This window comes from Micromonospora sp. NPDC049114 (assembly GCF_040648635.1).
Taxonomy (GTDB): domain Bacteria; phylum Actinomycetota; class Actinomycetes; order Mycobacteriales; family Micromonosporaceae; genus Micromonospora.
In genome coordinates this window covers 898,097-924,064 of record NZ_JBEZEA010000002.1, presented here as the reverse complement: position 1 = coordinate 924,064, position 25,968 = coordinate 898,097, and the positions used below count along the sequence as shown (strand labels likewise).

23 protein-coding genes are annotated in these 25,968 nt (G+C 69.5%); 7 read left to right on the top strand and 16 right to left on the bottom strand.

Features of this window, described 5'->3' with window-relative positions:
* The first annotated feature begins 39 nt into the window (after positions 1 to 39).
* Entirely contained in the window at positions 40 to 492 is a 453-nt protein-coding gene (locus AB0B39_RS11640; RefSeq protein WP_357574250.1) for an OsmC family protein, read from the top strand.
* 63 nt (positions 493 to 555) lie between these two features.
* On the opposite strand, the gene AB0B39_RS11635 is transcribed toward AB0B39_RS11640, so the two are convergent.
* The 5 genes from AB0B39_RS11635 to AB0B39_RS11615 all read right to left on the bottom strand — a co-directional run bounded on the left by AB0B39_RS11635 (position 556) and on the right by AB0B39_RS11615 (position 6,756).
* The gene (locus AB0B39_RS11635; RefSeq protein WP_357574249.1) at positions 556 to 1,815 is read right to left on the bottom strand and encodes a glycoside hydrolase domain-containing protein; all 1,260 of its coding nucleotides are present in this window, start codon (positions 1,813 to 1,815) and stop codon (positions 556 to 558) included.
* A gap of 128 nt (positions 1,816 to 1,943) precedes the next feature.
* Positions 1,944 to 3,935 carry an acyl-CoA dehydrogenase gene (locus tag AB0B39_RS11630; protein WP_357574248.1) on the bottom strand — a complete coding sequence of 664 codons (1,992 nt, stop codon included), beginning with the start codon at positions 3,933 to 3,935 and terminating at the stop codon, positions 1,944 to 1,946.
* 165 nt (positions 3,936 to 4,100) lie between these two features.
* Positions 4,101 to 5,099 carry a carboxypeptidase regulatory-like domain-containing protein gene (locus tag AB0B39_RS11625; RefSeq protein WP_357574247.1) on the bottom strand — a complete coding sequence of 333 codons (999 nt, stop codon included), beginning with the start codon at positions 5,097 to 5,099 and terminating at the stop codon, positions 4,101 to 4,103.
* A 180-nt stretch (positions 5,100 to 5,279) separates the two neighbouring features.
* Positions 5,280 to 5,861: a dihydrofolate reductase family protein gene (locus AB0B39_RS11620; protein WP_357574246.1), complete on the bottom strand. Its 582-nt coding sequence runs from the start codon at positions 5,859 to 5,861 to the stop codon at positions 5,280 to 5,282.
* A gap of 64 nt (positions 5,862 to 5,925) precedes the next feature.
* On the bottom strand, positions 5,926 to 6,756 hold the full coding sequence (locus AB0B39_RS11615) for a helix-turn-helix domain-containing protein (RefSeq protein WP_357574245.1): 831 nt from the start codon (positions 6,754 to 6,756) through the stop codon (positions 5,926 to 5,928).
* Positions 6,757 to 7,075: 319 nt separating this feature from the next.
* Between AB0B39_RS11615 and AB0B39_RS11610 the strand changes: the two genes are divergently transcribed.
* Both AB0B39_RS11610 and AB0B39_RS11605 read left to right on the top strand, forming a co-directional pair.
* Positions 7,076 to 8,086 carry a mechanosensitive ion channel domain-containing protein gene (locus AB0B39_RS11610; RefSeq protein WP_357492981.1) on the top strand — a complete coding sequence of 337 codons (1,011 nt, stop codon included), beginning with the start codon at positions 7,076 to 7,078 and terminating at the stop codon, positions 8,084 to 8,086.
* 139 nt (positions 8,087 to 8,225) lie between these two features.
* Positions 8,226 to 9,053 (top strand): aldo/keto reductase, encoded by an 828-nt coding sequence (locus AB0B39_RS11605; protein ID WP_357574244.1) that lies wholly within the window; start codon positions 8,226 to 8,228, stop codon positions 9,051 to 9,053.
* A 35-nt stretch (positions 9,054 to 9,088) separates the two neighbouring features.
* Here AB0B39_RS11605 and AB0B39_RS11600 read toward each other — a convergent pair whose 3' ends face one another.
* From AB0B39_RS11600 to AB0B39_RS11570, 7 genes are all read right to left on the bottom strand, one after another.
* Complete coding sequence (locus tag AB0B39_RS11600; protein WP_357492977.1) at positions 9,089 to 9,772, bottom strand: TMEM175 family protein; 684 nt, start codon at positions 9,770 to 9,772, stop codon at positions 9,089 to 9,091.
* Positions 9,773 to 9,912: 140 nt separating this feature from the next.
* The gene (locus tag AB0B39_RS11595) at positions 9,913 to 11,088 is read right to left on the bottom strand and encodes a zinc-dependent alcohol dehydrogenase (protein ID WP_357574243.1); all 1,176 of its coding nucleotides are present in this window, start codon (positions 11,086 to 11,088) and stop codon (positions 9,913 to 9,915) included.
* Positions 11,085 to 12,074: an SRPBCC family protein gene (locus AB0B39_RS11590; RefSeq protein WP_357574242.1), complete on the bottom strand. Its 990-nt coding sequence runs from the start codon at positions 12,072 to 12,074 to the stop codon at positions 11,085 to 11,087. Before AB0B39_RS11590 ends, AB0B39_RS11595 begins: the two co-directional genes overlap by 4 nt.
* Before the next feature lie 168 nt (positions 12,075 to 12,242).
* A complete protein-coding gene (locus AB0B39_RS11585; RefSeq protein ID WP_357492972.1) occupies positions 12,243 to 13,367 on the bottom strand; it encodes a hypothetical protein in 1,125 nt (374 codons plus the stop codon).
* A 415-nt stretch (positions 13,368 to 13,782) separates the two neighbouring features.
* Positions 13,783 to 15,084, bottom strand: coding sequence for a PQQ-dependent sugar dehydrogenase (locus AB0B39_RS11580; protein WP_357574241.1), 1,302 nt, complete (start codon positions 15,082 to 15,084; stop codon positions 13,783 to 13,785).
* 89 nt (positions 15,085 to 15,173) lie between these two features.
* Complete coding sequence (locus AB0B39_RS11575) at positions 15,174 to 15,767, bottom strand: lytic polysaccharide monooxygenase (RefSeq protein WP_357574240.1); 594 nt, start codon at positions 15,765 to 15,767, stop codon at positions 15,174 to 15,176.
* Between the two features lie 263 nt (positions 15,768 to 16,030).
* Positions 16,031 to 16,609 carry a hypothetical protein gene (locus AB0B39_RS11570; protein ID WP_357492966.1) on the bottom strand — a complete coding sequence of 193 codons (579 nt, stop codon included), beginning with the start codon at positions 16,607 to 16,609 and terminating at the stop codon, positions 16,031 to 16,033.
* 707 nt (positions 16,610 to 17,316) lie between these two features.
* Here AB0B39_RS11570 and AB0B39_RS11565 point away from each other — a divergent pair.
* Positions 17,317 to 18,696, top strand: a complete 1,380-nt coding sequence (locus AB0B39_RS11565; protein WP_357574239.1) for an endo-1,4-beta-xylanase — start codon at positions 17,317 to 17,319, stop codon at positions 18,694 to 18,696.
* A gap of 198 nt (positions 18,697 to 18,894) precedes the next feature.
* Complete coding sequence (locus AB0B39_RS11560) at positions 18,895 to 19,668, top strand: hypothetical protein (RefSeq protein WP_357492962.1); 774 nt, start codon at positions 18,895 to 18,897, stop codon at positions 19,666 to 19,668.
* A 177-nt stretch (positions 19,669 to 19,845) separates the two neighbouring features.
* Here the strand turns inward: AB0B39_RS11560 and AB0B39_RS11555 are convergent, their stop codons facing one another.
* Positions 19,846 to 21,075, bottom strand: coding sequence for a GAF domain-containing SpoIIE family protein phosphatase (locus tag AB0B39_RS11555; protein ID WP_357492960.1), 1,230 nt, complete (start codon positions 21,073 to 21,075; stop codon positions 19,846 to 19,848).
* Positions 21,076 to 21,267: 192 nt separating this feature from the next.
* Here AB0B39_RS11555 and AB0B39_RS11550 point away from each other — a divergent pair, with 192 nt between their 5' ends.
* Entirely contained in the window at positions 21,268 to 21,705 is a 438-nt protein-coding gene (locus AB0B39_RS11550; protein ID WP_357574238.1) for an ATP-binding protein, read from the top strand.
* A 67-nt stretch (positions 21,706 to 21,772) separates the two neighbouring features.
* Here AB0B39_RS11550 and AB0B39_RS11545 read toward each other — a convergent pair whose 3' ends face one another.
* On the bottom strand, positions 21,773 to 23,038 hold the full coding sequence (locus AB0B39_RS11545; protein ID WP_357492956.1) for a PHB depolymerase family esterase: 1,266 nt from the start codon (positions 23,036 to 23,038) through the stop codon (positions 21,773 to 21,775).
* Positions 23,039 to 23,149: 111 nt separating this feature from the next.
* Positions 23,150 to 24,094, bottom strand: a complete 945-nt coding sequence (locus AB0B39_RS11540) for an AraC family transcriptional regulator (protein ID WP_357492954.1) — start codon at positions 24,092 to 24,094, stop codon at positions 23,150 to 23,152.
* Positions 24,095 to 24,167: 73 nt separating this feature from the next.
* Between AB0B39_RS11540 and AB0B39_RS11535 the strand changes: the two genes are divergently transcribed.
* Positions 24,168 to 25,202, top strand: a complete 1,035-nt coding sequence (locus AB0B39_RS11535; RefSeq protein ID WP_357492952.1) for an SDR family NAD(P)-dependent oxidoreductase — start codon at positions 24,168 to 24,170, stop codon at positions 25,200 to 25,202.
* A gap of 153 nt (positions 25,203 to 25,355) precedes the next feature.
* Here AB0B39_RS11535 and AB0B39_RS11530 read toward each other — a convergent pair whose 3' ends face one another.
* Positions 25,356 to 25,919, bottom strand: a complete 564-nt coding sequence (locus AB0B39_RS11530) for a helix-turn-helix domain-containing protein (protein WP_357492950.1) — start codon at positions 25,917 to 25,919, stop codon at positions 25,356 to 25,358.
* Positions 25,920 to 25,968 lie beyond the last annotated feature (49 nt).

Genomic DNA, 25,968 nt, shown 5'->3' with positions numbered 1-25,968 from the left:
ACCAGATCGCTCGACGGATGACACGGTAGTTTGCCTGTCATGAGTGACGACACCTTCCGCTCGGTGGAGATCGAGCGCACCAGCGTGGGAAACTACGTCGCGCGGAACGTCCGCGGCGGTTCCTTGTCCATGGGTACGGGCGAGGACGCCAGTTTCACGCCTGTGGAGCTGCTCCTGGCCGCCATCGGTGGTTGCAGCGCGGTGGACGTCGACCACATCACCAGCCGGCGTGCCGAGCCGACCGGGTTCTCCGTCGAGGTCAGCGGCGACAAGATCCGGGACGAGGTCGGTGGAAACCGTATGCAGAACATCAGGGTCGAGTTCACCGTGACGTTCCCGGCGGGGCCGGAGGGGGACCGGGCGCGTGAGGCGCTGCCCCGGTCGTTGCAGCAGTCCCACGATCGCCTGTGCACCGTCTCCCGTACCGTCGAGCTTGGCACTCCCGTCGCGGTCGTCGATGCGGCCGTCGCCGGGCAAGAGCCGAGGCCGTAGTCGTTGTCGGCGGCGCGGGCGTGGTCGGCCCGGTGAAAAGGCGCCTCGCCCCGACGTGAGGGTTCAGACCCGCGTGATCCGTACCGCGTCGGCGATCACGAGTCCGGTGCCACCGGTCCAGCGGCTCACGCCGACGGTGTTGCCCGTGCCGGCGGCCAAGGTGAACACACCGATCGAGACCCATCGGCCGCCGTTGGCCCGCTGGTTGACGGGCACCGACAGGTTTCCGGTGGTGGTCGCCACCAGGTACGGCGTCTGATCGTTGTAGCCGGCGTCGGCCGGGTACCAGACCGAGATCTCGTAGTTTCCCGTTGTCGGAATCGTCGACCGGAACCAGGCGACGTCGCTGGACGACACCGGGCTCGCGAACCGGTAGTCGGTGCCGTACCGCTGGCCGGAGTAGGTCGAGGTGCCCCACGCGGTGCTCGCCGTGAACCCGCCCGAGGTGCTGTTGTCGATGGTCGCGGTCCACTGCTGCGGCGGGGTCTGGGTGACCCTCACGTCGAGGTAGTTGCGGTCGATCTTCATCGTCACGCCGCCCCACGTCTCGGTGACGTCGCCGGCGTACTGGTGGACCCGCTGCTGGTTCGCGTAGTAGGCGTCGGCGCAGTAGCTGCCGGCCCGCGTGTCGGCCACCCCGTTCCACCAACCGATCCAGATCTGGTCGAGTCGGGTGTAGCTCGGGTTGCCGTACGCGTCGCAGACGTCCTTGATGCCGGACGAGCCGCTGGAGTACATGCCGGCGAGGTAGCCGCGCACGTGCAGTTGCTCGGTCCAGCCGGACAGGAACGACAACACGGCGGCCCGGCACGACGCGTTCGTCGGGTACTGCTCGATGTCGTTGTAGATGGTGCTCGCACTGCCGATGCCCAGTGCCTGAGCGGCGTTCGCGGACCGGTTCGCCGCGGAGACGCCCTGTGACCGGGCGGTGGTGGGGTCGGCGGACATCTTCGGAGCGCGAGTGCCGCAGGGTGCCTGGTAGCCCAGCTCGATGGGGAGCAGTCGCCATCCGTTGTTCGTCTGGTTGGCCACCCACGTCGGCGTGAGGTTGGGCTGGGAGCAGGTGCGGCTGTCCCCGCTGATGTAGATGCCGATCGCGCCGTAGGGCGAGCTGGCCCGCCACGTGTCCATGGCGGCCTGTGCCGGCGCCGTGCAGGTGTCGAACCCGCGGCCGGTGAAGGTGCCGGGCTGCGGGCCGGTGGCCAGCGGCACCACGGCAGTCGGTGCTGGCGCGGTTGTCGCGGCACCCGCGACCGGGCCAGCCGGTGCCACGACACCTGCGGCAACGGTGAGAACGACAAGCCACCCGGCGAATGCCCGCACGCCGCCTCCACATGTGAAGAAATCCTTGGCCTCTGGCAGCCACTGTGGAGGATTTCTACCATGAATCGATGAGCGGCAATAGAGGGGCAGTCGGGGTGGGCCCGGTTCGGAACGCCGCGAGCCGCGGACTACGCCGGGACCACCTGCGGCTCCCCGGCGGTGTCATGGGCGGCCATCGTCTCCTGCCGGCCGAGTTCCTCGCGCAGGATCGCGCAGTGCAGCCACGAATCCGGAATCGCGAAACCGTCCACGAGCGTCCGCATGTGCGGGCGTAGCTCCTTGAGCAGGCTGTTCACCACACCGGTGATCGCCTTGGATCGGGCCGGGGTGAGACGGCCGTGCTCCAGGTACCAGCCCTTGTTGGCCTCGATGACGCTGAGCGCGTACAGGTCGCAGACCCGGGACAGCAGATCCCGCAACGTCGGGTCGGCGACACCCTCGATGCCGGCGACGAACGCCTCCAGGGTGACCCGGTCGACGTGCGCGGCGGCAACAGCGAGGACATGATCCTGGACGTCGTTGAAGATGTCGAAGGGATGGTCCTTCTTCGTGGCCGCGCCACCGCGCAGGCGGCGGACCGCGCCCTCCAGGAGATGCCTCTCGCGGTCCTCGAAGGCCTTGAGCTGCCAGCCGCGGTCGGTGAGGGCGACCTCGTCGTCGCGTCCGGGCACCGCACTGATCAGCCGCTCGATGAGCGACCGCGCGGCGGTGCGCTCCAGCACCATCTCGCGGACCTGTTCGGCGACGAAGGAGGCACGACCCCAGCCGTCCAACGAGCCGAACTCGTCCCGATAGCCGGTCAGCAGTCCCTTGGCCACCAGTTGCAACAGCACCGTGTTGTCGCCCTCGAACGTGGTGAAGACGTCGGTGTCGGCCTTGAGGCTGGGTAGCCGGTTCTCGGCGAGGTAACCGGCGCCGCCGCACGCCTCGCGGCACATCTGGATGGTGCGCGTCGCGTGCCAGGTCTGCGCCGCTTTGAGGCCCGCGGCCCGGGACTCCAACTCCCGCTGCCGGCGCTCGTCGACCGGCCCGTCGCCGCCCTGCACCGAACTGAGCGCGGCGACCAGCTCGGTCTGGGCGAAGTGCAGCGCGTACGTGGTGGCCAGGGCGGGCAGGAGCTTGCGCTGGTGGGCCAGGTAGTCGTTGAGCAGCACCTCCCGGTCGGCGTCCGGCGTGCCGAACTGGCGGCGGATGTCGCCGTAGCGCACCGCGATGGTCAGCGCCGACTTCGTGGCTGCCGACGCGGCGCCGCCCACGCTGACCCGGCCACGGACCAGGGTGCCGAGCATCGTGAAGAAGCGCCGGGAGTCGTTCTCGATCGGGCTGGCGTACGTCCCGTCCTCCGCGACCTGCCCGTACCGGTCCAGCAGCATGTCCCGCGGCACCTCGACGTGCTCGAAGCTGAGCCGCCCGTTGTCCACGCCGAGCAGGCCGGCCTTGGGGCCGGCGTCGCCGATGGTCACGCCGGGCAGCGGGTTGCCCCGCTCGTCGCGGATCGGCACCAGCCACGCGTGTACGCCGTGCCGCTGCCCACCGCTGATCAGCTGCGCGAAGACCACCGCCATCCGCCCGTCCCGGGCCGCGTTGCCGATGTAGTCCTTGCGGGCCGCCTGGTGCGGGGTGTGCAGATCGAAGGTCTGCGTCTGCGGGTCGTACGTGCAGGTGGTGCGCAGCTGCTGGACGTCGGATCCATGGCCGGTCTCGGTCATCGCGAAACAGCCGAAGATCTTGCCCGAGGCGATGTCCCGCAGATAGGCGTCGTGGTGGCGCCGGGTGCCCAGGGCGGCGACCGCGCCGCCGAAAAGGCCCCACTGCACGCCCGCCTTGACCATCAGTGACAGGTCGACCTGCGCCAGCATCTCGCTGGCGATGATCGAGCCGCCGACGTCGCCCCTGCCGCCGTACTCGGTGGGGAAGCCCGACGCCATGCCCAGCTCGACGGGGAGCTGGGTGAGCAGCCGGGTGATCCGCTCCCGTGCCTGGTCACCGGTTTCGCCGTACACCGGGAGGAAGCGCTCGTCGAGGTGATCCCGGTGTGCCTTGCGAACCTCGGCCCATGGCCCGTCGAGCACTTCCCGCAGGTGTGCGAGGTCGATCCGGCTGGTCTCGTGAGCGGGCATGGGGTCCCCCCTGGGATGGCGGACATATGGGGACAGTCTGTACTCGATCAAGAGTACCGGGCCCCTGGCGCGATCCGCCCGGAGAACCATCGGTGAGACCGGACACCATCGCGGCCGGTCGCCGAGCGACCGCACCGCTGCGTCTCGGACGTGGTAACTGTCGGCTCAGCCCTCCTGGAAGGGCGACCTGCTGACGGGACGCAGGACAACCGTCGGAGCATCGACCATGCCCCCACCGGCCGGCGCCAACGGCTGGGTCGTCGAGGGAACGTCCTCCTCCGGTGCGCTCCTGCGGCGCATCACCACCAGTGCGAGCGCGCCCAGGCCCGCGGCGACAAGCACGCCGCCCAGGAGGAAGAACGGCGACGAACTGCTTCCCTCGTCGCTGACGGCCTTGAGGGTGGGCGGGGCGGCCTCGGGGGTGCCGTCGCCTGCCGCGGCGAGAGGGCTCTCCTCTGCCGTCGGCGACGCCGACGTCCTGGTGGGCGCTGCAACCGCCGAGAGGGTCAGCCGCACGGTCGCGGCGTCACCGGCGCTGCCGCGTACCGTCGTGCGAGCGGCGCGGTAGCCATCCTTGGTCGCGCGGACGGTGATGGCTCCCGCGGCGATCGTCCTGCCGGCGCTCGACGTGATCGAGAACTGGCCACTGGGGCCGCTGGTCGTCCGGTATTCGTGCCCGGCGCTGTCCTGGATGGTCAGGGCCACGCCGGCGATCGCCTTCCCGTCGGAGTCGCGGACCCGGCCGGAGACCCCGCTCACCCCGGCCGCCGGCTTGCCGCTGGCGGACGACGACGCGCCGGGGCCGTGGACGTAGACCATCTTGTACGCATAGCTGTTCTGCTCGGCAAGCCGTACGCCGATCGAGATGTTGAGGCCGGTGATCTCACCCGGGCGAGCCGCGGGGGCGACCAGCGTCGCCTCGAAGCTCTGGCTCTGGCCGGGTTTGAGGTTCGGCTCCGCCCGGCATCCGGAGGTGCACCGCAAGCCGCCACCGACCACCACGATGGCCTTTTCGGCCCGGCTTGCGCTGTTGGTGACGCGGTAGCGCACGCGTACCGTCTCGTTGGGTTTCACGTTCTCCGCCGACACGCTCAGGATGCTGACGGTCTCCGGGGCGGCCGCCGCAGGCGCCGCCGACACGGCGAGCGTCCCCCCGGTCAGCATGATCAATGCGGCCGCTCGGGTCCATCGGACACGTAAGCGCGTCGTCACTTCCAACCACCTATTCCAAGGGCAGGCAATATCGGTCGATGGTGCCGCGGGTCACTATGCCCTGTCCGGCACGGGCTGCGCGATCCACCTCCGACGGACGCGTCGCCATCGCAACCCGCCCACCGCGCACCGTCAGCGGCGCACCCGGTAGCGCAGGTGAAGCACCCGGTTGCCCGGAATCACCACGTCAGGGTCCTCCAACAGGTGCTGCGCGTCGACCGACCCGAAGTAGCGCTTGCCGGACCCGAACACGACGGGTACGACGTCCATGCGCACCTCGTCGATCAGGCCCGCGGCGAGCACCTGGCCACCGACGTCGCCAGCGGCCACCTCGACCACGCGGTCACCCGCGAGTTCCTGCGCCCTGGCCATGGCCGCCTCGACGCCGTCGACGAAGTGAAACGGCGCCTCCGGGTCCCAACCCTCGGGTGCCGGCCGGTGCGTCACGACGACCACGTGGTCGATCCCGCCCGGAGGCTTACCGTCCCAGCCGTCAGTCATGTCGAAGACGTGGCGGCCGACGACTGTCACCCCGATCTGGTCCCAGTAGGGCCGGGTGTAGTCGTAGGACGTCTGTGACACCATCAGCGCGCCGCTGTCGTCCAACGGGACGTCACCGCTGGACAACCAGTCGAACAGCGGGCCGGGCTGGTCGTTCTCGTCCGCGACGAAGCCGTCCACCGACACCGAGCTGTACATGACGACAGTGCCCACGGGGCTCTCCTCTGCCTGGGGGCCCTCAAATTAGCGTGCCGTGAGCCGTCGTTCTTGTAAGAAATCAATCGATTGGCAGCGGCCAGCCGTCCAGCACGTGGCCGGGATGGTCGCGGAGGAACCGCCGCCGGACTTCGACGTACCGGGTCGGCGTGAGGCCGGTGAACGCCCGGAACTCGTGGCCGAAGTGGGCCTGGTCGAAGTAGCCCGCGCCGCCGGCGAGGTGGCCCCAGTCGATCGGTCCGGCGGGATCGATCGAGAGCACGGTGGCGGCGAAGCGGTGGGTGCGGGCCAGTCGCTTCGGTGTGACGCCGATGAGCTCCTTGAAACGCCGTGCCAGATGGGTGCTGCTGACACCGGCTGCCACGCTCAGGTCGCCGATCGCCACGCTCCCGCTGGTCGTCGCGATGAGACTGCTCGTGTGCCTGACCAGCCCCAGGCCGGCGGTCTCGCACAGCCGCCGCATCAGCTCGTCCTCAAGCAGCGTCAGCATCTCGTGCGGTCCGGCCGACGCGGCCAGCCGGTCGCGCAGCTCAGCAACGGCGGGCCGGCCCCACACCTGTTCCATCGTCACCGGCCGGTCACACAGCTCGGCCGCGGGCATCGGCAGGAACGGCGCCAGCCCCCACGGCTTGACGTGTACGCCGACGGAACGGGTCGGGAGTGGGTAGCCGAACTCCAGCGCGCGGGTGGGCGTGGTGACCACGCAGCCGTCGGCGTAGTCGGCCGCCTCGATGTCGGTGCCGCCGCGGATGCGGAACGGCGCTCCGAGGTTCACGATCAGCAACGCCCCCGGCATCGGCGGCAGCATCAGCCGGGCGTACGGCGGCGTACCTTCCAGGTAGTAGATGTCGTCGATCAGTCGGTCCAGCGGTGGCCGCGGCAGTCTGGACACATACTCCACGCCCACAGCATCGCCGACACCCTGAACGAGGGCCGGCCGCAACACGTCTTCGGTGCGGACCAACGCCCGACCCGTGGCGCGGGCACCGGCCGGTCGAGCGTGCCGGGGAGGCGGTCGCGACGTTCGCGGCGAGAGGCGTGGCAACCAGGCAGGCAGACCGGCACCCACTGTCGGGCGTTTGCGGCAGGCTCGTTCAGCGCCTGTTTGCCGATGTTGCCGCCCGCCACCGGATCGGATGGCACCCTGGGCCCGTGGACCGGGCAGCGAGCCCGGGGGAGGGTGGCATCAGGATCACGGTGAACGGCTTCTGATGCATACCGCGTTGATCGTGTTGGCCGCGCTGGCGACGGCTGTGGTCGTCGACCTGGTCTCCGGCGTGCTGGTGCGCCGGGTTGCCCGGGGCCGCTACAGGTGGCTGCTGGAGCCGCTGCGGCTCGCCTGCCGCCGCCCGGCAGCCACGGCTCTGCTGGTCGGGGCGCTGTACTACGCGCTGCCGCCTGAACTGGCCGGGTGGGGGCGTTATCTGCGGCATGCCGCCCTGCTGGTCCTGATCGCCGTCGGTGCGTGGCTGGTGGTCAGGGCATTGCACGTGGCCGAAGCGGTCGCGTTCAGTCGACTGCCGAGTAATTTGGCAACGAACCGGCGGGTCCGGCGGGCCCGGACCCAGATCCGTCCGGTGCGGCGGCTCACGGTGGCTGTTGTCACGGTCCTCGCGATCGGCCTGATCCTGATCACCTTCCGGCCGGTACGCCTCTTCGGCGTCTCGATTCTGACCTCGGCCGGGGTGGTCGGCGCGCTGATCGGCCTCTCCGCCCGAACCGCGCTCGCCAATGCGTTCGCCGGCATCCAGGTCGCCTTCGCCGACGGGCTGCACGTCGGCGACGTGCTGGTGGTGGAGGGCGAATGGGGTCGGGTCGAGGAGGTGAAGCTGACCAACGTGGTAATCCGGCTCTGGGACGAACGGATTCTCATCCTGCCGACCACGTACTTCACCGAGCGGCCGTTCCAGAACTGGACCCGGAACGAGTCGCGGGTGATCGGCAAGATCCAGATCCACGTCGACCACACCGCGGACCTGGACGACCTGCGCCGGGAGGCACGCCGACTGGTCGAGTCCGCACTGCTGTGGGATCGCAGCCAGTGGGTGCTCCAGATGGTCGACGCCACCGCGCAGACCGTGATCGTCCAGGTGCAGGCCTCTGCTGCGGACGGTGCCAGCGCCTGGGACCTGAGCTGCGACCTACGCGAGGGACTGATCCGCTACCTGCGTGACCAACACCCCCAGTGGCTGCCCCGAACCCGCAGCCAGTACCAGCCCTGACCGGCGGGTATGTCTCCACGTCCTCCACTCCGTCAGTGGCGGGCGGGGGCGGCTCCCCGGTGCGGACCTCGCGTGTGCCGCCTGCCGCAGCGGGTAACCCAGGCAATCTACTGGTACCCAGGCTCAGGAAGGTCGACAAATGATCGAGCTGCCGTCCGGCCAGACCATGCCCGTACTCGGTCAGGGGACCTGGTACCTGGGTGAGCGCCCCGCACGGCGGCGGGACGAGATCGCCGCCCTGCACACCGGGCTCGACCTGGGCTTGACCATGATCGACACTGCGGAGATGTACGGTGACGGCGCTTCCGAGGAACTCGTCGGCGAAGCGATCACCGGACGACGCGCCGATGTCTTTCTGGTCGACAAGGTGCTGCCGTCCAACGCCAGCCGACGGGGAACCGTGCAGGCCTGCCGCCGCAGCCTGCAACGACTCGGCGTCGACCACATCGACCTCTACCTGCTGCACTGGCGCGGCTCGCATCCACTCGCGGAGACCATCGAGGCGTTCGCCGAACTCGTCGACGCCGGTGACATTGGGCAGTGGGGCGTCAGCAACTTCGATCTTTCCGACATGACGGAGCTATTCGAGGCAGCGGGCGGGCAAGACTGCGCGACCAATCAGATCCTGTACAACCTCACCCGCCGCGGCCCGGAATACGACCTGCTGCCGTGGCTACGCGAGCACGGGATTCCGGCGATGGCCTACTCGCCGATCGAGCAGGGCCGACTGCTCGGCCACTCCCAGATCGCGGAGATCGCCGCCCGGCACGGGGCCACCCCGGCCCAGGTGGCGCTGGCCTGGGTGCTGCGGCAGGAGATGGTTGGGGCCATCCCGCGATCGTCCAATCCGGAACACACCCGGGAGAACGCGGAAGCGCGAAACCTGCAGTTGACCGAGGAGGATGTAGCGGCACTCGACACGGCGTTCCCGCCGCCGACCGGTCCGCAACCGCTCGAGATCTTGTAGCGGCGCCCGCCTGGTGAAACCGCCGATCGCCCGCCTCAGCCTCTTGGTGGGTCAGGTTCGTGAGTGATCCGGCGGATCACCCGCGACTGGTAGAGGCCGGCGCTGGTGATCGCGTAGAAGACGGGTAGAAGGAGAAAGATGGCGAGGCCGAGCAACGGCGCCACCAGATAGCCGACTATCCCCGCGAGGACGTACAGGACGACCCCGGCGAGGGCCCGGAATCGCTCGACGTGAAAGAAGCCGTCCCTCACCTGGTCCTTCAGCAAGTCCGGGTTTCGGGCCAGGTAGTGGTAGAACGCCAGCCACGTCGCACACAGCAACGCGCCGATCAGCGCGTAGAAGCCGATAGCCACCCGCTGGTCCGCGTTGTCGTGCTCCTGCAACGCGTGCGACACGACGATTGTCGGAAACGGCAGCAGCGCCGTGCTGAACAACACAAACAGGTTCATCCAGTGCAGGCCGCGATCGACCTGCTGAATGCGGTTGAACGCCGCCTTGTGATTGAGCCAGACGACCGCCACGTACGAGTAGGAGGCGAGATACGCGGCATACGACGGCCACTGGCTGAGCAGGCCGGACAGGAGGTGGCCGGGCGGGACGTCCGGTACCCGGAGGTCCAGGACCAGCAGTGTGATGATGATGGCGAAGATGGCATCGCTGAACGCGACGGCGCGGCTGGTGTCCGATCGGGTGCCTAGGTCCGTGTCTGGCCCGCTCACCGACTGCGCCTACCCGGGGCCGTCTGCGGCAAACAGGTGGGCGGCTCGGTTGCGGATGCCTGGTGCCCGCAGGTCGACGCCTCTTGATGTGGCGCATCCGGCCACCGCGCGGGCGGCGGTGGCCGGATGCGGGTGGTGGCTCACGGTTTGAGAACGACCTTCTCGCAGTGGTCTTGCTTGTTCTTGAACATTTCGAAGCCGCGTTCTGCCTGGTCGAGCGGCAGGGTGTGGGTGATGACCCGGGTCGGATCGATCTCCCCGCGTTCGATGTGCTGTAGCAGCGGCTTCATGTAGCGCTGCACGTGGCATTGGCCGGTACGCAGGGTCAGCGCCCGATTCATCCACGCCCCGGCCGGGAACTTGTCGAGGAAGCCGCCGTACACACCGATCACCGACACGATGCCGCCGCTGCGGCACGACAGAATCGCCTGCCGCAGCGCGTGCGGGCGCTCGGACTCCGAGCGGACCGCCTGCTTGACCCGGTCATAGGCGTAGAGGGCCGCGCTGCCGTGGGTGGCCTCCATGCCGACCGCGTCGATGCACTTGTCCGGTCCCCGCCCACCGGTCAGCTCCAGCAGCCGGGACCGCACGTCCACCTCCTCGAAGTTCACCGGCGTATAGCCCGCCCGCTCGGTTATCTGCAGCCGGTACGGCTCCTTGTCGATGGCGATGACCTTCGCGGCGCCGAGCATCCGGGCGCTGTCCATCGCGAACTGGCCGACCGGGCCTGCGCCCCACACCGCCACCACGTCGGTGGACTGGATGTCGCACATATCGGCACCCATGTAGCCGGTGGGCAGGATGTCCGAGAGGAACAGCACCTGCTCGTCGGTCAGGTCGGACTCGATCTTCAGCGGACCGACGTCGGCGAACGGCACCCGCGCGTACTGCGCCTGACCGCCCGCGAAGCCGCCGGTCAGATGCGAATAGCCGAAGATCCCGGCGACCGGATGACCGAACATCTTCTCCGCGATCCCCGCGTTGGGGTTGGAGTTCTCGCAGCAGGAGTACAGCTCGGCGGCGCAGGCGCCGCACGCGCCGCAGGCGATCGGGAACGGCACGACGACCCGGTCACCCTTACGCAGCCGACCTGGATCGACGCCCCGGCCGACCTCGATCACCTCACCCATGAACTCGTGACCCATGACGTCGCCGTTCTGCATCGTAGGCACATAACCGTCGACGAGGTGCAGGTCCGAGCCACAGATCGCGGTGGAGGTGATCCGTACGATGGCATCGCGCTCGTTCAGGATCCGCGGGTCCGGCACGTCACGGACCTTGACCTTGTTCCGGCCGGCCCAGGTGTTCGCCCTCATGCCTGGGCCCCCTTCGCGAACTCGGCATCCGACAGCGGCTGCGCCGGACGCTGCGGGAACTCCTTGCGGGCCCGTTTGCCCCACGGGGCGCCGTCGGACCGGACCACCTCGCCGGTCTCCAGCACCTGCTTGAGCCGGCGCAGGTCGTCGTCGAGCTGCTGGTGCGGCTCCTCGCCGAAGTACCTGGCGACCGCCTTGCCGATCGCCCCGCCCGGGATGTCGTACGACAGAACGACGTGCACCTCCGTGCTCAGGCCATCCGGGGCGGGCACGAACCGGACCGTACCGGCGTTCGGCACGTCGGCGTTGCCGGTCGACCGCCACGCGATCTTCTCGCCGGGCGTGTCGTCGACGATCTCCGCGTCCCACTCGACGTTCGTGCCGAACGGGGCGCTGGCGGACCAGTGGCTCGTACGGTTACCGGTGGAGCGGATCTTTTCGAGATGAGCCATGAACGTCGGCAGGTTGTCCAGATCGCGCCAGAACGCGTAGACCTTGGGCGGCGGTTTGCGAATGGTTGTCGTGGCTGTCAGCTCCATGGGTCCTCCTCTGCGTGAACCTCGTACCGCGCCGACCTCCTTCGCCCGCGTGGCCTGTACGGCGGTCAACAGGTCCACCACCGTGATCCCGACGATGGCGCCGGTGACAACGAGGAGCCGCCGACGGCGGCGCCCGCCGCGGTGGGCGATGGCCAGTCCGAGCGAGGCCACGTCCATCGCGTCGCCCGCGACCCGGGTCCAGGCCCACATGCTCTTGCGCCGGCTCGTCAGGAGCCCGGCCGCGTGTATCAGCTCCCGCGCCCCGACGAGTGGCACCACCGCCCGGGACGTCGGGGAGTCGTCCACGCCGCTGATCCGGCGTACCGTGTCCGATGCCGCCAGTTGTGCCACGCCCAGGCCGAGGCTCATCCAGCCGAGCCCGCGCCCTCGCCGCTGTACCTCGTCCTGCCTGGCCTTGGTCGCCTCTCGGGTCGCCAGTCCGGTCACGGGTAGCCTCCGTATCCGGTCGCGCCCGCCCGGGCAGCCCGATTCACGGTGCCCCGGGGCACGACTCATCGCGGCCCGGTTACCCCCTGGGAACCACCCGAATCCGCCGATCGGCCGCTGCATCGAGATCGCCCTTGGATCATCAGCGGTTCGGTCGCACCTGACCGCTCATCCCGCCCGCGATGGACGGGCCGTCTCGTCCCGCCAGCCGTCGGGTTCGGGATGGTAGCCGTACGCGGCGGCCCGCACCGTCTCCTCGTTCTCCAGTCCGGAGCCGATCGCCCCGCCGACGGTGGCCAGCGAGCTGGTGATCCAGGCGAGCGTCAGATAGTCGGTGAAACCGACCGGTCGCTGCAGGGTCTGTTGCAGCACGGATGTGTCGATCAACAGCGCTCCGACGAGCACCGTTCCCACGAACAACACCACGTAGGACACTGCCGTGGCCAGCGTGAGGGTGAGGACCGTCCCCAGGTTGAAGAGGCGGGCCAGCTCAGCCGGTGTCTCGCGGTCTGGCTTCTCCCACAGGTCGTGCGCGACGATCAGCCAGGCCACCAGCGCGGCCAGTCCGAGTAGCATGATCACGGCGAGCCGGAGTCCGCCGAGCGCATCGCCCATCTGCCAGATGGTGTCCGTGGTGAGCGCGAACGCGGCCGTGCCGAACGCGCCGACCAGCAGCTTGGACAGGCCCAGCAGGGCACGCCCCGGGCGGTTGGCGCGGACCATGCCGGCCACCAGCCGTGCCCGGCCGATCAACCCGGAGGCGACGTAGCGCCGCTCGCCGGTGTCGGCCTCGCCGATGACCCGGTGTACGGCGGGAACCCGGCGTGCCAACTCGGCCGGTGCGCAGCCGGCCGGCGGTATTCGCTGGTCGGAAGCGTCGGTCAGCAGCCTGCTCACCAGATCCGGGATGGCCGAGCGGACCGCTCGCAGCTGTTGCAGTCCCAGCGCGGGCAGGGACACCATCACGGCTCGGCGCCGGGCCGAGGTCTGCGCGACCAGCGGCATCCGCTCGGCGTGCAGTGGCAGGTCGGTCAGGCAGATTGCGATGTCCCACTGGTCGTCGGCACGCCGCTGGGCAAGATCGTCGAGCAGTGCCTCAACGCCGCCGTTGCGACGTGGCGCCACCTCGCCCCAGCCCTCCCGGACGGTCCACCGCACGTCCGCGTTGACCCGCTCGGCGAGCTGGGCGGCCAACTCGGCGGCGAGCGGCGCGGCCACCCGGGCGGGCTGGTCCGGCGGGGTCGCCACCAGCCCGACGATGATCTCCGGGTGCTGCTGTTCGCTGGGGGTCATCGGTGCTCCTGCTCCTCACCGGTAGCCGGGCCCGGCCGTCGACCGCGAAAACCGGGGGCGTCGCGCGCCGAAGCGGCAGCTTCTGTGCCGACTGACGTAGTGGTGGAGCCCGGGCGCCGAGGGAAGCACCCCGACGAGCCCGGACAGCGTCACTGCGACGCCCTCATCGAGCCGGGTGCCCGCCCACGCAGCCTAAGAGACCACCCCGAGGGGTGCAGCGGATTCAGCGGAAGGCGCTCTTTTGGCTCGCACCACCGTGGCCAGCCGGTGACGAGGTGCGGGCGATCCGCGCGCGTGTCGAATGCCGGTGGGGCGGTAGGCGAAGCGGTGAGGGCCGGAACCGGTGTGGACGGCCGCCCCGGTGCGCGGCCGTCCACCAGGTTGGGGCGGATGCGGAGCGAACCGCCCCCAGTGCTCAGCGGCTCGCCACCGCGCTGGGCGAGGCCGGTGGGACCCGCTCGAACCGCACCTTGCTCAGCCATCCCGGGAGGTCACTGAGCACGTACAGCTCGCCGTGCACATCGGCGGCGAACGCCGTCGGCTGGGTGGGGAAGGTGCCGATCTCGGCGGACTCGTAGCCACCCGTGGACGTTTGACGCACGGCGAACGCGCGGGTCGAGCAGTAGTCGCTCGCGATGTAGGTCCCCTGCGCCTCCGGGGTGACGGACCCCCGGTACACCAGGCCGCCGATGATGGAGCAGTTCTCCGTCAGGTAGTGCTCGTACTCGACGACCGGGTCGGTGAGCCGTACGCCCGGCCGGCACTGCGTCTGGTCGAAGACCGGCGTGCCCTCCTTGCAGGACCAGCCCAGGTTCGCGCCGCGCTGCGACGGGCGGATGTGGTTGATCTCCTCGATCAGGCCCTGGCCGACGTCGCCGATCCACAGTGAGTTGTCGACCGGGTCGATGGAGAACTTCCACGGGTTGCGCAGCCCGTAGACCCAGATCTCCGGCCGCGCGCCGGCCGTGCGGACGAAGGGGTTGTCGAAGGGTACGCAGTAGGGCTTGCCTCCGCAGCTGCGGTTGACGTCGATCCGCACGATCTTGCCGAGCAGGGTGCCGAGGTTCTGGCCGCTCTTGAAGGGGTCGTTCGCGTCGCCGCCGTCGCCGGTGGACCAGTAGAGGTAGCCGTCGCGGCCGAAGGCCACCTGTCCGCCGTTGTGGTTGCCGAACTGGGCGTGCTCCTGGGTGAGCAGCACCTGCAGCCGGTCGGGAGCGCCGAGGGGCACTCGCGCCAGGGTCAGCGTGCCGGCCGGCAGGCTCGTGTAGGCCACGTACAGGATCCCGGTCCGCGCGAAGTTCGGCGCAGGCGTGATGCCGAGGAGGCCACGCTCGTTGTCCGACGTGTCGACGCGGGCGGTCAGGTCGAGCACCGGCTCCGCCGCCAGGCCGGTGTCGGGGTGGTACGCGCGGACGGTGCCGTTCTTCTCGGCGATCAGCATCCGACCGTCGGGCAGTCCGGTGATCGCGATCGGACGCTGCAGGCCGAACGCGACCCGTTCGGATACCACTGTCAGCTCGGCGAGTGGCGCCGCACGGGTGTGGGATGCGCCGGCCGTCGCGGTGCTGGCCACCGACGCCGATGGCATCAGAAGCGCGGACAGGGCCAGGGTGAGCAGCCCGACCAGCATGGTGGCCGGGCGATAACGCCGTCGCTGCATGTTCAGCTCCTCGAGCAGGTGGATGGAGGCGCGGTCGGGGAACGTTCCACAGAACATCGGCTCACGGCACTATCGGGAGGGCGCTCCGGCCCAGGGTGCCAACGCGCCCTGGGCCGAAGTGGTGCCGTGCCGGTCGGACCTGCCGATCAGGTGATGGTGATGTCGCTGCACCACATGTAGGTCTGGTCCAGGTGTGACGCCCTCCAGATCACGAACAGGATCTGGTTCCCGCTGCGTGCGGGCAGCGAGATGTTGAACGAGATGTTCTGCGCTGGCGCGTAGCGCCCGGTCGTCGCGATCAGGTCGAGGTTGCCCCACCCGAGTCGCTGGGTGGCCGGGTTGAACCCCTGCTTGGTGACGTAGACCTGGAAGTAGTCAGCACCGTGGCTGGCCTGGTCGTACATCTGGACCGTGAGGTTGCGGCTGACGGTGGTCGCCTTCCACGGTCCGGGCTGGTTCACCGCGTCGTTCCTGGAGAGGGCGTTGCTGCACAGTTGCCCGTCGGGCGTGCGGGCCTGGTACTGACCAGCGAGGCCGTCCCGCAGTTGGCTCATCCAGTTCCACATGGTGTCGGGGTTCGCCTGGAACGCCTGCCAGCACATCGGGTCCTGCTGCTGCATGGCCGGGTTGGTGTGCTGGTTGCCCCAGGTCTTCCAGCACTGGTACGCGCGGGTCGCCGGACTGATGACGGTGCCGTGGGCCTGGGCTGCGCCGGTCCAGGGCAGCGTGCCGATCACCATGGCGAACATCAGAACGAGCGCCTGGAGGGACCGCCGGACGGTTGACCTGGGTCGTCCGCCGGATTGATCGGACGTGTGTGAACGCACTGTTCATCCTCCGTTCCTCGGTACGAGAGATCAGCATGGGAACGCTCCCAAAGTCACTGTTTCATCTATTAACTTAAATATCAATGCTGATCTATCTATAGGTGGATGTGAAGCAAGCTGTCCGAGATCGCCGGATCGATGACGGGTCCACGGACCCTGCTGGGGCGCCGGTGTGGTCAGAGCCCGGCGGCGGCGTCGTACCGGCGCCGCTGGTCGGCCATCTCCGCGGCGGTCAGCGCCTCCTCCTGCGCCAACGTCGCGTATTTGGCCGGGAACATCTCGCGCAGCCGGTCGACGAACCTGACGTCGGCCGTCGCCTCGACGACCTGGATGCCGGGAGGGTCGGTGGACATGTCCATGATCAGTGGGCCGGCCAGCTTGACGGCCACGTCCCAGGGGCGCTTCTGCTCGGCGATTCCGCAGAGGTGGAAGCCGTAGACCTTCTGCACCTCGGCGACGGTGGTGGCGTCGGCCGGTTCGTAGCCGTAGACGCGCACCCCGCAGATGACCGGTGGCTTCTCGGCGGCGTCGCCCTGCTGGGCGCTGTGTCCGGCGTGGTTGTGCTGCCCCGGGTCCGTCTGTTCGAGCGTGGTCCGCATGCGGGCCACGATCTGCACCTGCAGATCGGCCGGCTCCGCCCCCGAGTCGGCCCGAGTGGCAAGGACGACCGCGCCGACCAGCACCGCCAGCAGGACCACCGCCGCCCAGAGCGGACGGCGGCCGTACCGCTCCGCGAAACTCTCTCCGGAATCCATGATCGCTTTTCACCTCGTCGCCGGTTCTGATGTGGTGGCAGGCCGAATCGGATGCCCGGCATCTCAGCGGTCGAGCGCGCCGGCCATCGGGTCGCGTGCCGGGGATACCTGTGGCGGGAAAGTGGCGGGGGAAATGCCTACCCGGCAGAGTGCCCGCCGTCCTGACGATGGCCCGGCGATGGGGGCATGCGGGCGTCTGTCACCAGGACGCGCTGCCACCCCTGCGATGCTCCCGTGCTGGCCGTTCTCAGCACGGTTGCCCCCGTGCTGCGGCGATATGAGCCATTCCAACACGTCTGTGTCCACTCTGGCAACATTGACAGGCGTCAGTGTGGATTCGGCCCGGGTGGGCCGGGGTGGCGGTGAGGCGCCGGTTGGCAGCCAGGTCGATACCCCGGAGTCGGTCGAGTGTGGGCTGGCCTCCACAAGCGCCCGCTCGTCGCTCGCCCGACGACGCGTCGATACATCGACCGCCGGATGCGCGGATCGAATTGATTCGATATAGCATCGCGGCAGGGCAGGGTCACTCCGCACGGGCGTACGACGCCGGTGCACTTCATCCACCGGGCGGACCGGGCAGCGGCCGGTGGGCACACCGAGGAGAAACGCAGATGAACGACGTACCCGCTCGACCCAAACACCGAACCAGAGGTGCCGCCAGGCTGCTTCTGGGCGGGGCCTGCTCCCTGGCGGTCATCGTGTCCTCGATGGCCGTGGCGACCTTCGCCCAAGCGGATCTCAGCGGCCCGCCCGGGACCACACTGCAGGCCGCCGCCGAGCGCAGCGGCCGGTACTTCGGCGCCGCCATGGGCGCCGACCGTCTCAACGACTCGGGCTTCCTGGCCATCGCGGACCGCGAGTTCGACATGATGACGGCCGTCAACGAGATGAAGCCCGACGCGACCGAGCCGAACCCCGGCCAGTTCGACTTCCAACGTGGTGACGCGATCTACAGCTGGGCCACCCAGCACGGCATGCGGTTCCGGGGCCACACCCTGGCCTGGCACGCCCAGCAGCCGAGGTTCTGGGGGAGCCTCAGCGGCAGCGCCCTGCGGTCCGCGATGATCAGCCACATCAACGGCGTGATGGCCCACTACAAGGGCAAATTCGCCTACTGGGACGTGGTGAACGAGGCCTTCGCCGAGAACGGCAGCCGGCGCTCGTCGAACCTGCAGTCCACCGGAAACGACTGGATCGAGGTGGCGTTCAGGACCGCCCGCGCGGCGGACCCGAGCGTGAAGCTGTGCTACAACGACTACAACATCGAGAACTGGACGTACGCCAAGACGCAGGGCGTCTACAACATGATCAAGGACTTCAAGGCCCGGGGCGTACCGGTCGACTGCGTCGGTCTCCAGACCCACTTCACCGGTGGCAGTTCGCTGCCGGGCAACTTCCAGCAGACGCTGTCCAGTTTCGCGGCCCTCGGGGTTGACGTGGCGTTGACCGAGGCCGACGTCACCAATGCCTCGACCAGCCAGTACCAGGGCCTGACCCAGGCCTGCATGAACGTCCCCCGCTGCGTCGGAATCACGACGTGGGGCATCCGGGACAGCGACTCCTGGCGCGGCAGCGAGAACCCGCTGCTGTTCGACCGCAACAGCAACCCCAAGGCGGCGTACACCGCCGTCCTCAACGCTCTCAACGCCGCCTCCACGACAGTGCCGGGCACGCCGCCGACCACCGATCCGCCGACGACCGCTCCACCGACGACCGCTCCACCGACGACGGCTCCGCCGACCACTGCTCCGCCGACGACCGCTCCGCCGACCACGGCGCCGCCTGGTGCCTGTACCGCGACGTACCGCATGGTCAACAGCTGGGCCGGCGGCTTCCAGGGCGAGGTCACCGTGGCCAACAACGCCTCCGCCGCCCTCAGCGGCTGGACCGTACGGCTGACGCTGGCCAGTGGGCAGAGCATTGCCAACGTCTGGAACGGCATCAACACCGGCACCAGCGGGACGGTGAGCGTCCGTAACGCCGACTACAACGGGTCCCTCGGCGCGAACGCCTCGACCACGTTCGGCTTCCTGGTCAACGGCAGCAGCAACGCCGCGCCCGGCGGTCTTTCCTGCACCAGCCCCTGATCGGCGAGACGTACCAGCCCGCCGCCGCCTCAGGACGCTGACCCGGCCCGGAGCCACCGGCTCCGGGCCCGGGTCCGTCGTGGTCGATCGAACCCGCTGTGCTTCGGTCGGTCGGCAGCCGGCCGACCGAAGCACCTGCCGAATGTTCCTGCTGGCCCGGCCCGTGTGGTGGGGGACCAGCCGTCATGGAGGATGACCATGCGCAATCTTCTCGCGGCGCTCAGCGCCGCCCTGATCCTCGGCACCGCAGTCGGCAGCGTTCCGGCCGGCGCATCGGGCGCCCCCCAGTCCTCGTGCCCCCGCGGCCTGCTCTTCTGTGAGGACTTCGAGCGACTGCCTCCCGGAGGGGCCAGCACGGTGAGCTGGGGCGTCGACACCCGCCACGGCACGCTCACCGTGGAACGCGCCCGTCGCGGCAACCAGGTGCTGCACATCCACACGGTGGACAACGGCCGCGCCTTCCTGCGCGTCGACGACTTCGCCGCGCCGGGCAACCGCTTCTACGGCCGCATGCGTCTGCGCGTCGATGCCTTCCCCACCGCACCGGACTGGGCGCACTTCACGCTTGTGGAAGCCACCGGCGCCGGCAGCGCGGAGGTCGTCCGTCCGGTCGGTGGCCAGTACGCGCCCACGGTCCCCGGAACGTTCTGGGGGGTCGGCGCCGACGGTGGTCCGACCGGCGACTGGACCAACTGGCGCGAATCCGCGCCGGTCGTCGAGGACACCTGGCAGTGCTTCGAGTGGAAGATGGACGCGGCGGACAACCGCGTCGCGGTGTGGATCGACGGCGTGGCGAACCCGGAGCTGACCGCCTCCACGACCGACCACGGTGGCAACGATGTTCCCTTCGTCCTGCCGACTGTCGACACGGTGAAGATCGGCTGGCAGCTTTACCAGGGCGGCACGACACCTGGCGAATTCGACCTCTGGATCGACGACATCGCCCTCGCAAGCAAGCGGCTCGGCTGCTGAGCCGAAGCCCGGCTCGGAGGCTCTCGACACCTGTCGTCGCGAGGTAGGTCCCGATCGGCGTCCCTGCCGGGGTGCGGCGGCAAAGCCGCACCCCGGCAGCGGGTCGCAGGGCGGGTCAGGCCGAGAGGGGAGGCACCGTCTTCCCGGCGGTGCGGCCGCACCTGTCGAGTCAGCTGCCTACGGGGCCTGTTCCGGTGGTGGTTGGCGGCGGATGACCAGGAGGGCGATGTCGTCGTTCGGGTGCTCCTGGGCCGCCGTGGCCATGATGTGGTCGCACAACGCCTCGGCTGGCCTGGACCGCACAGCGTCGGAGAGACGCTCGATACCGGTGTCGATCAGTTCGCTGCGGCGCTCGACCAGTCCGTCGGTGTAGAAGACGAGCGCCGCGCCCGGCGGCAGGTCCACGACTGTGGTGCGGCGGTTGGTTGCTGGTCTGCCCACACCCAGTGGCCGGTCCACCGTCAGGTTGACGGGCTGGGTGGGCTGGCCGGGGACAGCCAGCAGCGGCGGCAGATGGCCTGCCGAGGAGAGGTGCACCCGCGTGCCGTCCGGTGTGATCAGGGCGTAGACGGCGGTGGTGAGGTTGCCCGCCTCGAAGTGGTGGATCTTACGGTCGAGGGAGGTCAGTGCCTGGGCGGGATCGACGGAATCGAGGGCGTAGGCACGTAGCGCGCTGCGGATGCGTCCCATGACGACCGCGGATGGCAGCCCGTGGCCGGAGACGTCGCCGATGACGGCGCCGACCCAGCCGGAGGGCAACCTGAACACGTCGTACCAGTCGCCGCCGATGCCCAGGTCGTGGCCGGGTACGTACCGGGCGGCCAGGTCGAGGCCGGGAATGTCGGGTAGCTTGCCCGGTAGCAGGCTGTGTTGCAGGGCCAGCGCCGCCTGCCGGTCGAGGGCCCGCGCCCGGGCCTGTCCCGCGAGGCTGGCGCGATCGGCGACGAGCTGCAACAGCTGCACGTCGTCGGGGCCGAACTCGCGCAGGGCCAGGGAACCGACGTGTAGTACGCCGACGAGGTTGCCGTTGGCGAGCATGGGCACGCCCAGCAGGGCTCGTATCCCCGTGGCGAGCAGGATGGGATTGACGACGTCGTCGGGCGTGACGTTGTGAATCGTGACTGGCGCGCGTGTCGCTGCCACCCGGCCGGCGAAGCCGCGTCCGACCCGGATGCGGAAACCGCGCCGCACTTCCTCCTCCAGGCCCTTGGCCGCTGTCGCGACGAGTTCGCCGGTGTGGTCGTCCAGCAGGAGGATGGTGGCGGTATCGACCTCGAGCAGGTCCCGGACCCGGTCGAGTAGCTCGTCGAGCAACTCGGTGATGTTCAGCCCGGACAGGGCGGCGTCGGTGATCGCCTCGATACGTCGCAGCCGCTCGTCGTTCGTCATCAGCTCGGCATCGGCCACGCAGGAAGCCTAGACGCTGGCACGTCGTCGACGGCACACCCCGAGGAGAGCAGGAGTACACCGCCTGGGCGCGGGGTACGTTCTGATGTAACACCGGCGTGCTCATCGTCCGGCAAGTCGTTCTTGGAAGGCTGTCCGCCTTCGTGCCACCGGTAAGGTCACCGGCTCCACGTCCGACAGGGAAGGGAAGCAGTGGCTGATCCACCGCTGGACCAGCATGCCCCTGGCGCCGGCAAGGCCTTGTTCTCGTCGGCGTTCACCCTCTTGGATCTGACCCGGGTTCGACACGAGGTCGAGGCGGTCAGTCGCCGGTGCGGCCTCGCCCATGACGAGATTGAGAACTGGGTCATCGCGGTCAACGAGCTGATGATCAACGTGATTCGGCACGGGGGTGGGCAGGGTGGCCTACGCCTGCTCCTGAACGGGCAGCTCACCTGTGAGGTCACCGACCAGGGGCGGGGCTTCAACACCGCTCGTTACGTTCCCAGCGCCGAACGACCGCCCTTGTCCGACGCAGGAGGAATGGGCCTGTGGGTGGTCGGACGCATGGCCGACTACGTCCTCGTCGACAGCGGCCCCGCAGGCACCACCATCCGCATCGCGGCACGCAGCCGCGACACTCTCCGATAACCGTGCGGTTTCCCTGCTGCCGACCGGCGGACGGTCACCACGCGTCCTCTCGACCTCGGCCGGCGGATCACCGACGGTGGCGGGCCATCCACTGCCAGATGTGGGTGCCGTTGTGGCTCGGGTCGTTGCGGGCCACGTAGATCCAGGACCAGTGACCGGGGAACTGATAGCCGTTCCAGACGACATGGTCGTACAGGCTGATCAGTGATCCTCCGATGAGGTCGTGGGCGTGGATCGTGTTGGTCTCGGGGGGCACCGTGTCGTCGTCGCGCGAGGCGACCAGCCAGGTCGGGGTGTGGATCCTCGCCAACTCCGCGTCGGTGATCAGCGGCGGGCCCGCCCCGTCGAGCGGCTCGACGACCCCGCAGATCGGCACCGACGCGGCGAACAGGTCGGGATAGGCGACTGTCATCTCCAGGGACATGTAGCCGCCGTTGCTGCAACCGACCACGTAGATCCGGTCGGGGTCGACCCGCTTGCGGCGAACGAGGTCCTGGACGATCTCGCGGATCAGCGGGGCGAACCGGGGGCCGTCCTGGATCCAGTAGGAGGTGCTCTGCGGAGCGACGACGTACGCGCCGGAGAAGATCCGTTGAGCCTGCGGGGTGGCGAAGCCCAGCGCGCCGCGGTTGGCGCGCAACGTGGTCTCGTTGTCGTAGTAGTCGTCGGGCAGCGAGGCGCCCTCGCCGCCGCCGTGCAGCCACAGGATCAGTGGCCGTCGGCCGTGGCGGGGTGAACGCTCCGGCGAGTACAACCGGTACTTCAGACCCGAGCCCGACACGTGGTGGCTGAAGGCGTCCACCTCGGGGTTCGACAGCCGCCCCTGCACGAAGCGCGCGATGGTGACCGGCGGGCCGTGTCGCCGCACGAGCGGAGCGTTCTGCGTGATGGTGTAGACGAGGTCCAGCCGGACGTTGCGGCCCCTACTCACGATGTAGCCGAGGGTGCCACCGCCGAGTTGCCCCTCGGCGGTGCTGAGCTCCAGCACGATGTTCCCGTGCCGGTCGAGCCGGGCGGCGGTCACGGTGCGGTCCAGGTCGTACTCGCTGAAGATCAGATCGCCGGGAGCGATCGGGATCGGGCTGGTGGCCTTGGCGTGCACGGTGAACGTGCCGGGGGTGAGCCCGGCGGGGTCGATCGGTCCGAGCCCGCTGGTGTCGAGGGTGACCGAAGTGACCTGCTCACCGCCGTCGAGCGTCCTCGCGTCGAGGGTGAAGCTCACGCTGGTGCTGTGGTGGCCATCGGCGTGGGCGGCGGGGCCGGGCAGCGCCAGGCCGATGGCGGCACCGGCGCCACCTGCCAGGACGCTGCGGCGAGTGACAGACGTGGACATGCGGCCCCCGTACCCCGAAAGGTGTAGACGTTCGTCGATGGCATCCCAACGTAACGCCCCCGAGATCCGCCGGCAACCGGCGCCGCCGCAGTGCGCTCGACGGCGGTGCGGTCAGACGACGGCTGTCACGTTCTCCTGCTCGGCGCGCACCCGGTACCGGTAGCGCAGCGGTGACACGCCCACCTCGCGCTTGAAAGCGGTGCTGAAGGCGCTCTCGGACGCGTAGCCCAGGCGGGAGGCGAGCGATCCGACGCGGACATCGTCGTCGCGCAGGGCACGTTGCGCGAGCAGCATCCGCCACCGGTTGAGATAGGTGACCGGCGGCATCCCCGCGACGGCCCGGAAGCGGTCGGCGAACGACGTGCGCGACATCGCGGCGGCACGCGCCAGTTCTTGCAGGCCCCAGGGCTTTTCGGGTTCGGTGTGCATGAGGGTGATCGCCGGGCGCAGCCGTTCGTCGGTCAGCGCCCGCAGCCAGCCGGGAGGCAGCTCGGCCTGGTCGACGTAGGCGCGCAGCACCTCCAGCAGCAGGAGTTGGCCGTGCTGCCGGACCGCGAACGCCGAGCCGAGGCGAGCGCCCGTCGCCTCGTCGAACAGCCGGTCGAGGCTTGTGCGCAGGCTGCTGGCCGCCGCGGCGGACGCCCGTACGTGCGCGACCGGGGGGAGCGCCTGCAGCAGCAGTGTCCGACCAGCCTGGTTCAGGTCCACGCGTACGCCGATGACGACGTCGTCGGCGTCCCGGTCGGCGCCAGCGAGGCCGAAGTGGTGGCCGGCCTCCTCCGGGGCGATCACGCGGAGCGGAGCGTCGCCGGCGCCACCTGCGATCTCCAGCCACGACCGGCTGTTCACGATCGCGACGTCGCCCGGCCCGAGCTCGATCGACCCGTCGACCCCGTCGGTGGTCAGCCGGGCGCTGCCGCGCACCACCGCGAAGAACTTCAGGAGATCCTGCAACGGTGCGCGCGACACCCACCGACCCCGGGCTGTCAACCCGCCGGTCAGCAGCCCGCGCACCTCGACGAGGTCCAACACCTCGGACAACTGGTCACCGGGCATTCCCGTACTCTTGCATAAGAAATCCGGACCGACAACCATTCATAGTTCGAAAGCGCTGGCGCACAGTGGTGTCATGACACCGAACATGACCCACCGGCAGCACCCCATCGGATCCGGTTTCACCGCCGCGTCGACGGCCGACGAGGTGCTCGCGGACATCGACCTGTCCGGCATCAACGTCATCATCACCGGCGGTCACCACGGACTCGGCCTGGAGGCGACGCGCGCGCTGAGCAAGGCGGGCGCGTCCGTGACAGTGGCTTCGCGTAACCCGAACCGGGCGGCGGCCAGCCTGACGGGCATCGAGCGCGTCGACACCGGCGGGCTCGACCTTCTCGACCCGGGCTCGATCGACGCCTTCGTCGCTCGGTACCTCGACTCCGGACGCCCGCTGCACATTCTGATCAACAACGCGGGCATCATGGGTGGCCCCCTGGTCAGGGACGCCCGCGGGTACGAGTCGCAGTTCGCCACCAACCACCTCGGTCACTTCCAGCTGACCCTCGGTCTGCTGCCCGCCCTGCGGGCGGCGAACGGCGCCCGGGTGGTCAACCTGACCTCCGGGGGGCACCGCCTGTCCGACATCCGCTGGGACGACCCGCACTTCACCAGTGGGTACGACCCCATGGGGATGCTCGGATACGGTCAGTCGAAGACTGCCAACGTGCTGTTCGCCGTCGAGCTGGACCGCCGCTGGGCCGCGGACGGGATCCGGGGATACGCCGTGCACCCGGGCATCATCCACGGCACGAATCTGGGTCCCCACATCACCGAGGGCGCCCCACGCACGGCGATGTTGAGCGACGAGCAGTTGCGGGCCATGAGGCTCATCGACGAGTCGGGCCAGCCGATCATCGACCCTGACCGCGAGCACAAGACGCCGCAGCAGGGCGCCAGCACCACCGTCTTCGCCGCGACCAGCCCGCTGCTGGCCGACATCGGCGGCGTCTACCTGAAGGACAACGACGTCTCGCCACTGGACGAGAACCCGCAGCCCATCACCTTCGGCTCCGAGGAGGTGCCCCCCGCCACCGTCGTGCCGCACGCCATCGACCCGAGGTCCGCACAGGCCCTCTGGAAGCTGAGCGAGGAACTGCTGGCGGCGTAGGCAGGGGCAGGGTTCGCCGTGGTCCCGACCTGTCGGGTACGCCCCACCCGACAGGTCGAGTCCACGTGACTGACACCACCGCGGCGTCACGGGCACGGGCCGCTTGTCGGTCGGTCGGGCGACGTCCGCGCACCCCGATGTGCGCGCCTCGCGTCAGCGCACGGGGCCGCGGATGCCGTCGAGCAGGAGTGCCACGTGCCGGCGCCAGTCGCCGGTACCGGTCATGTTCGCCATCGCGCCACGGGTGATGAGGACGAAGTCGTCAGCGAGGAAGTCGGCGCGCAGGCGGCCGGCGGCAACGGCGCGTTGAGCGATGCGGTCGGCGATCGCCGCGAACTCCTTCTTCTCGGCGACGATGTCCGCCCAGTGCGGCTCGGCCGGGCCGAGGAGCGCGAAGCGAAATGCGGCGTCCGTCTGCGCGGCTGCCAGATAGTCCAGGAGCAGCGTCTCGAAGGCGGTCCAGGGGTCCTCGACGGCCTCGGCGGCGCGGGCCAGGGTGGTCATCGCCGCGAACCGGCGACCGATGATCGCCGCGAGCAGCGACTTCTTGTCGGCGAAATGCCGGTACAGGGTTCCGACGCCCAGGCCGGCGCGCTCGGCGATCTCGTCCATCTGCACCGCGTCGCCCCGCTGGGCGAACAGCTCACTGGCGGCGTCGAGAACGGCTTCGCGGTTGCGTCGGGCGTCGGCGCGCAGCGATCGGTCGGGAGCAGTCATGGCGGCTCCATCGTAGTTGACGTTCGAGGGCGGGCGACGATAGATTCGG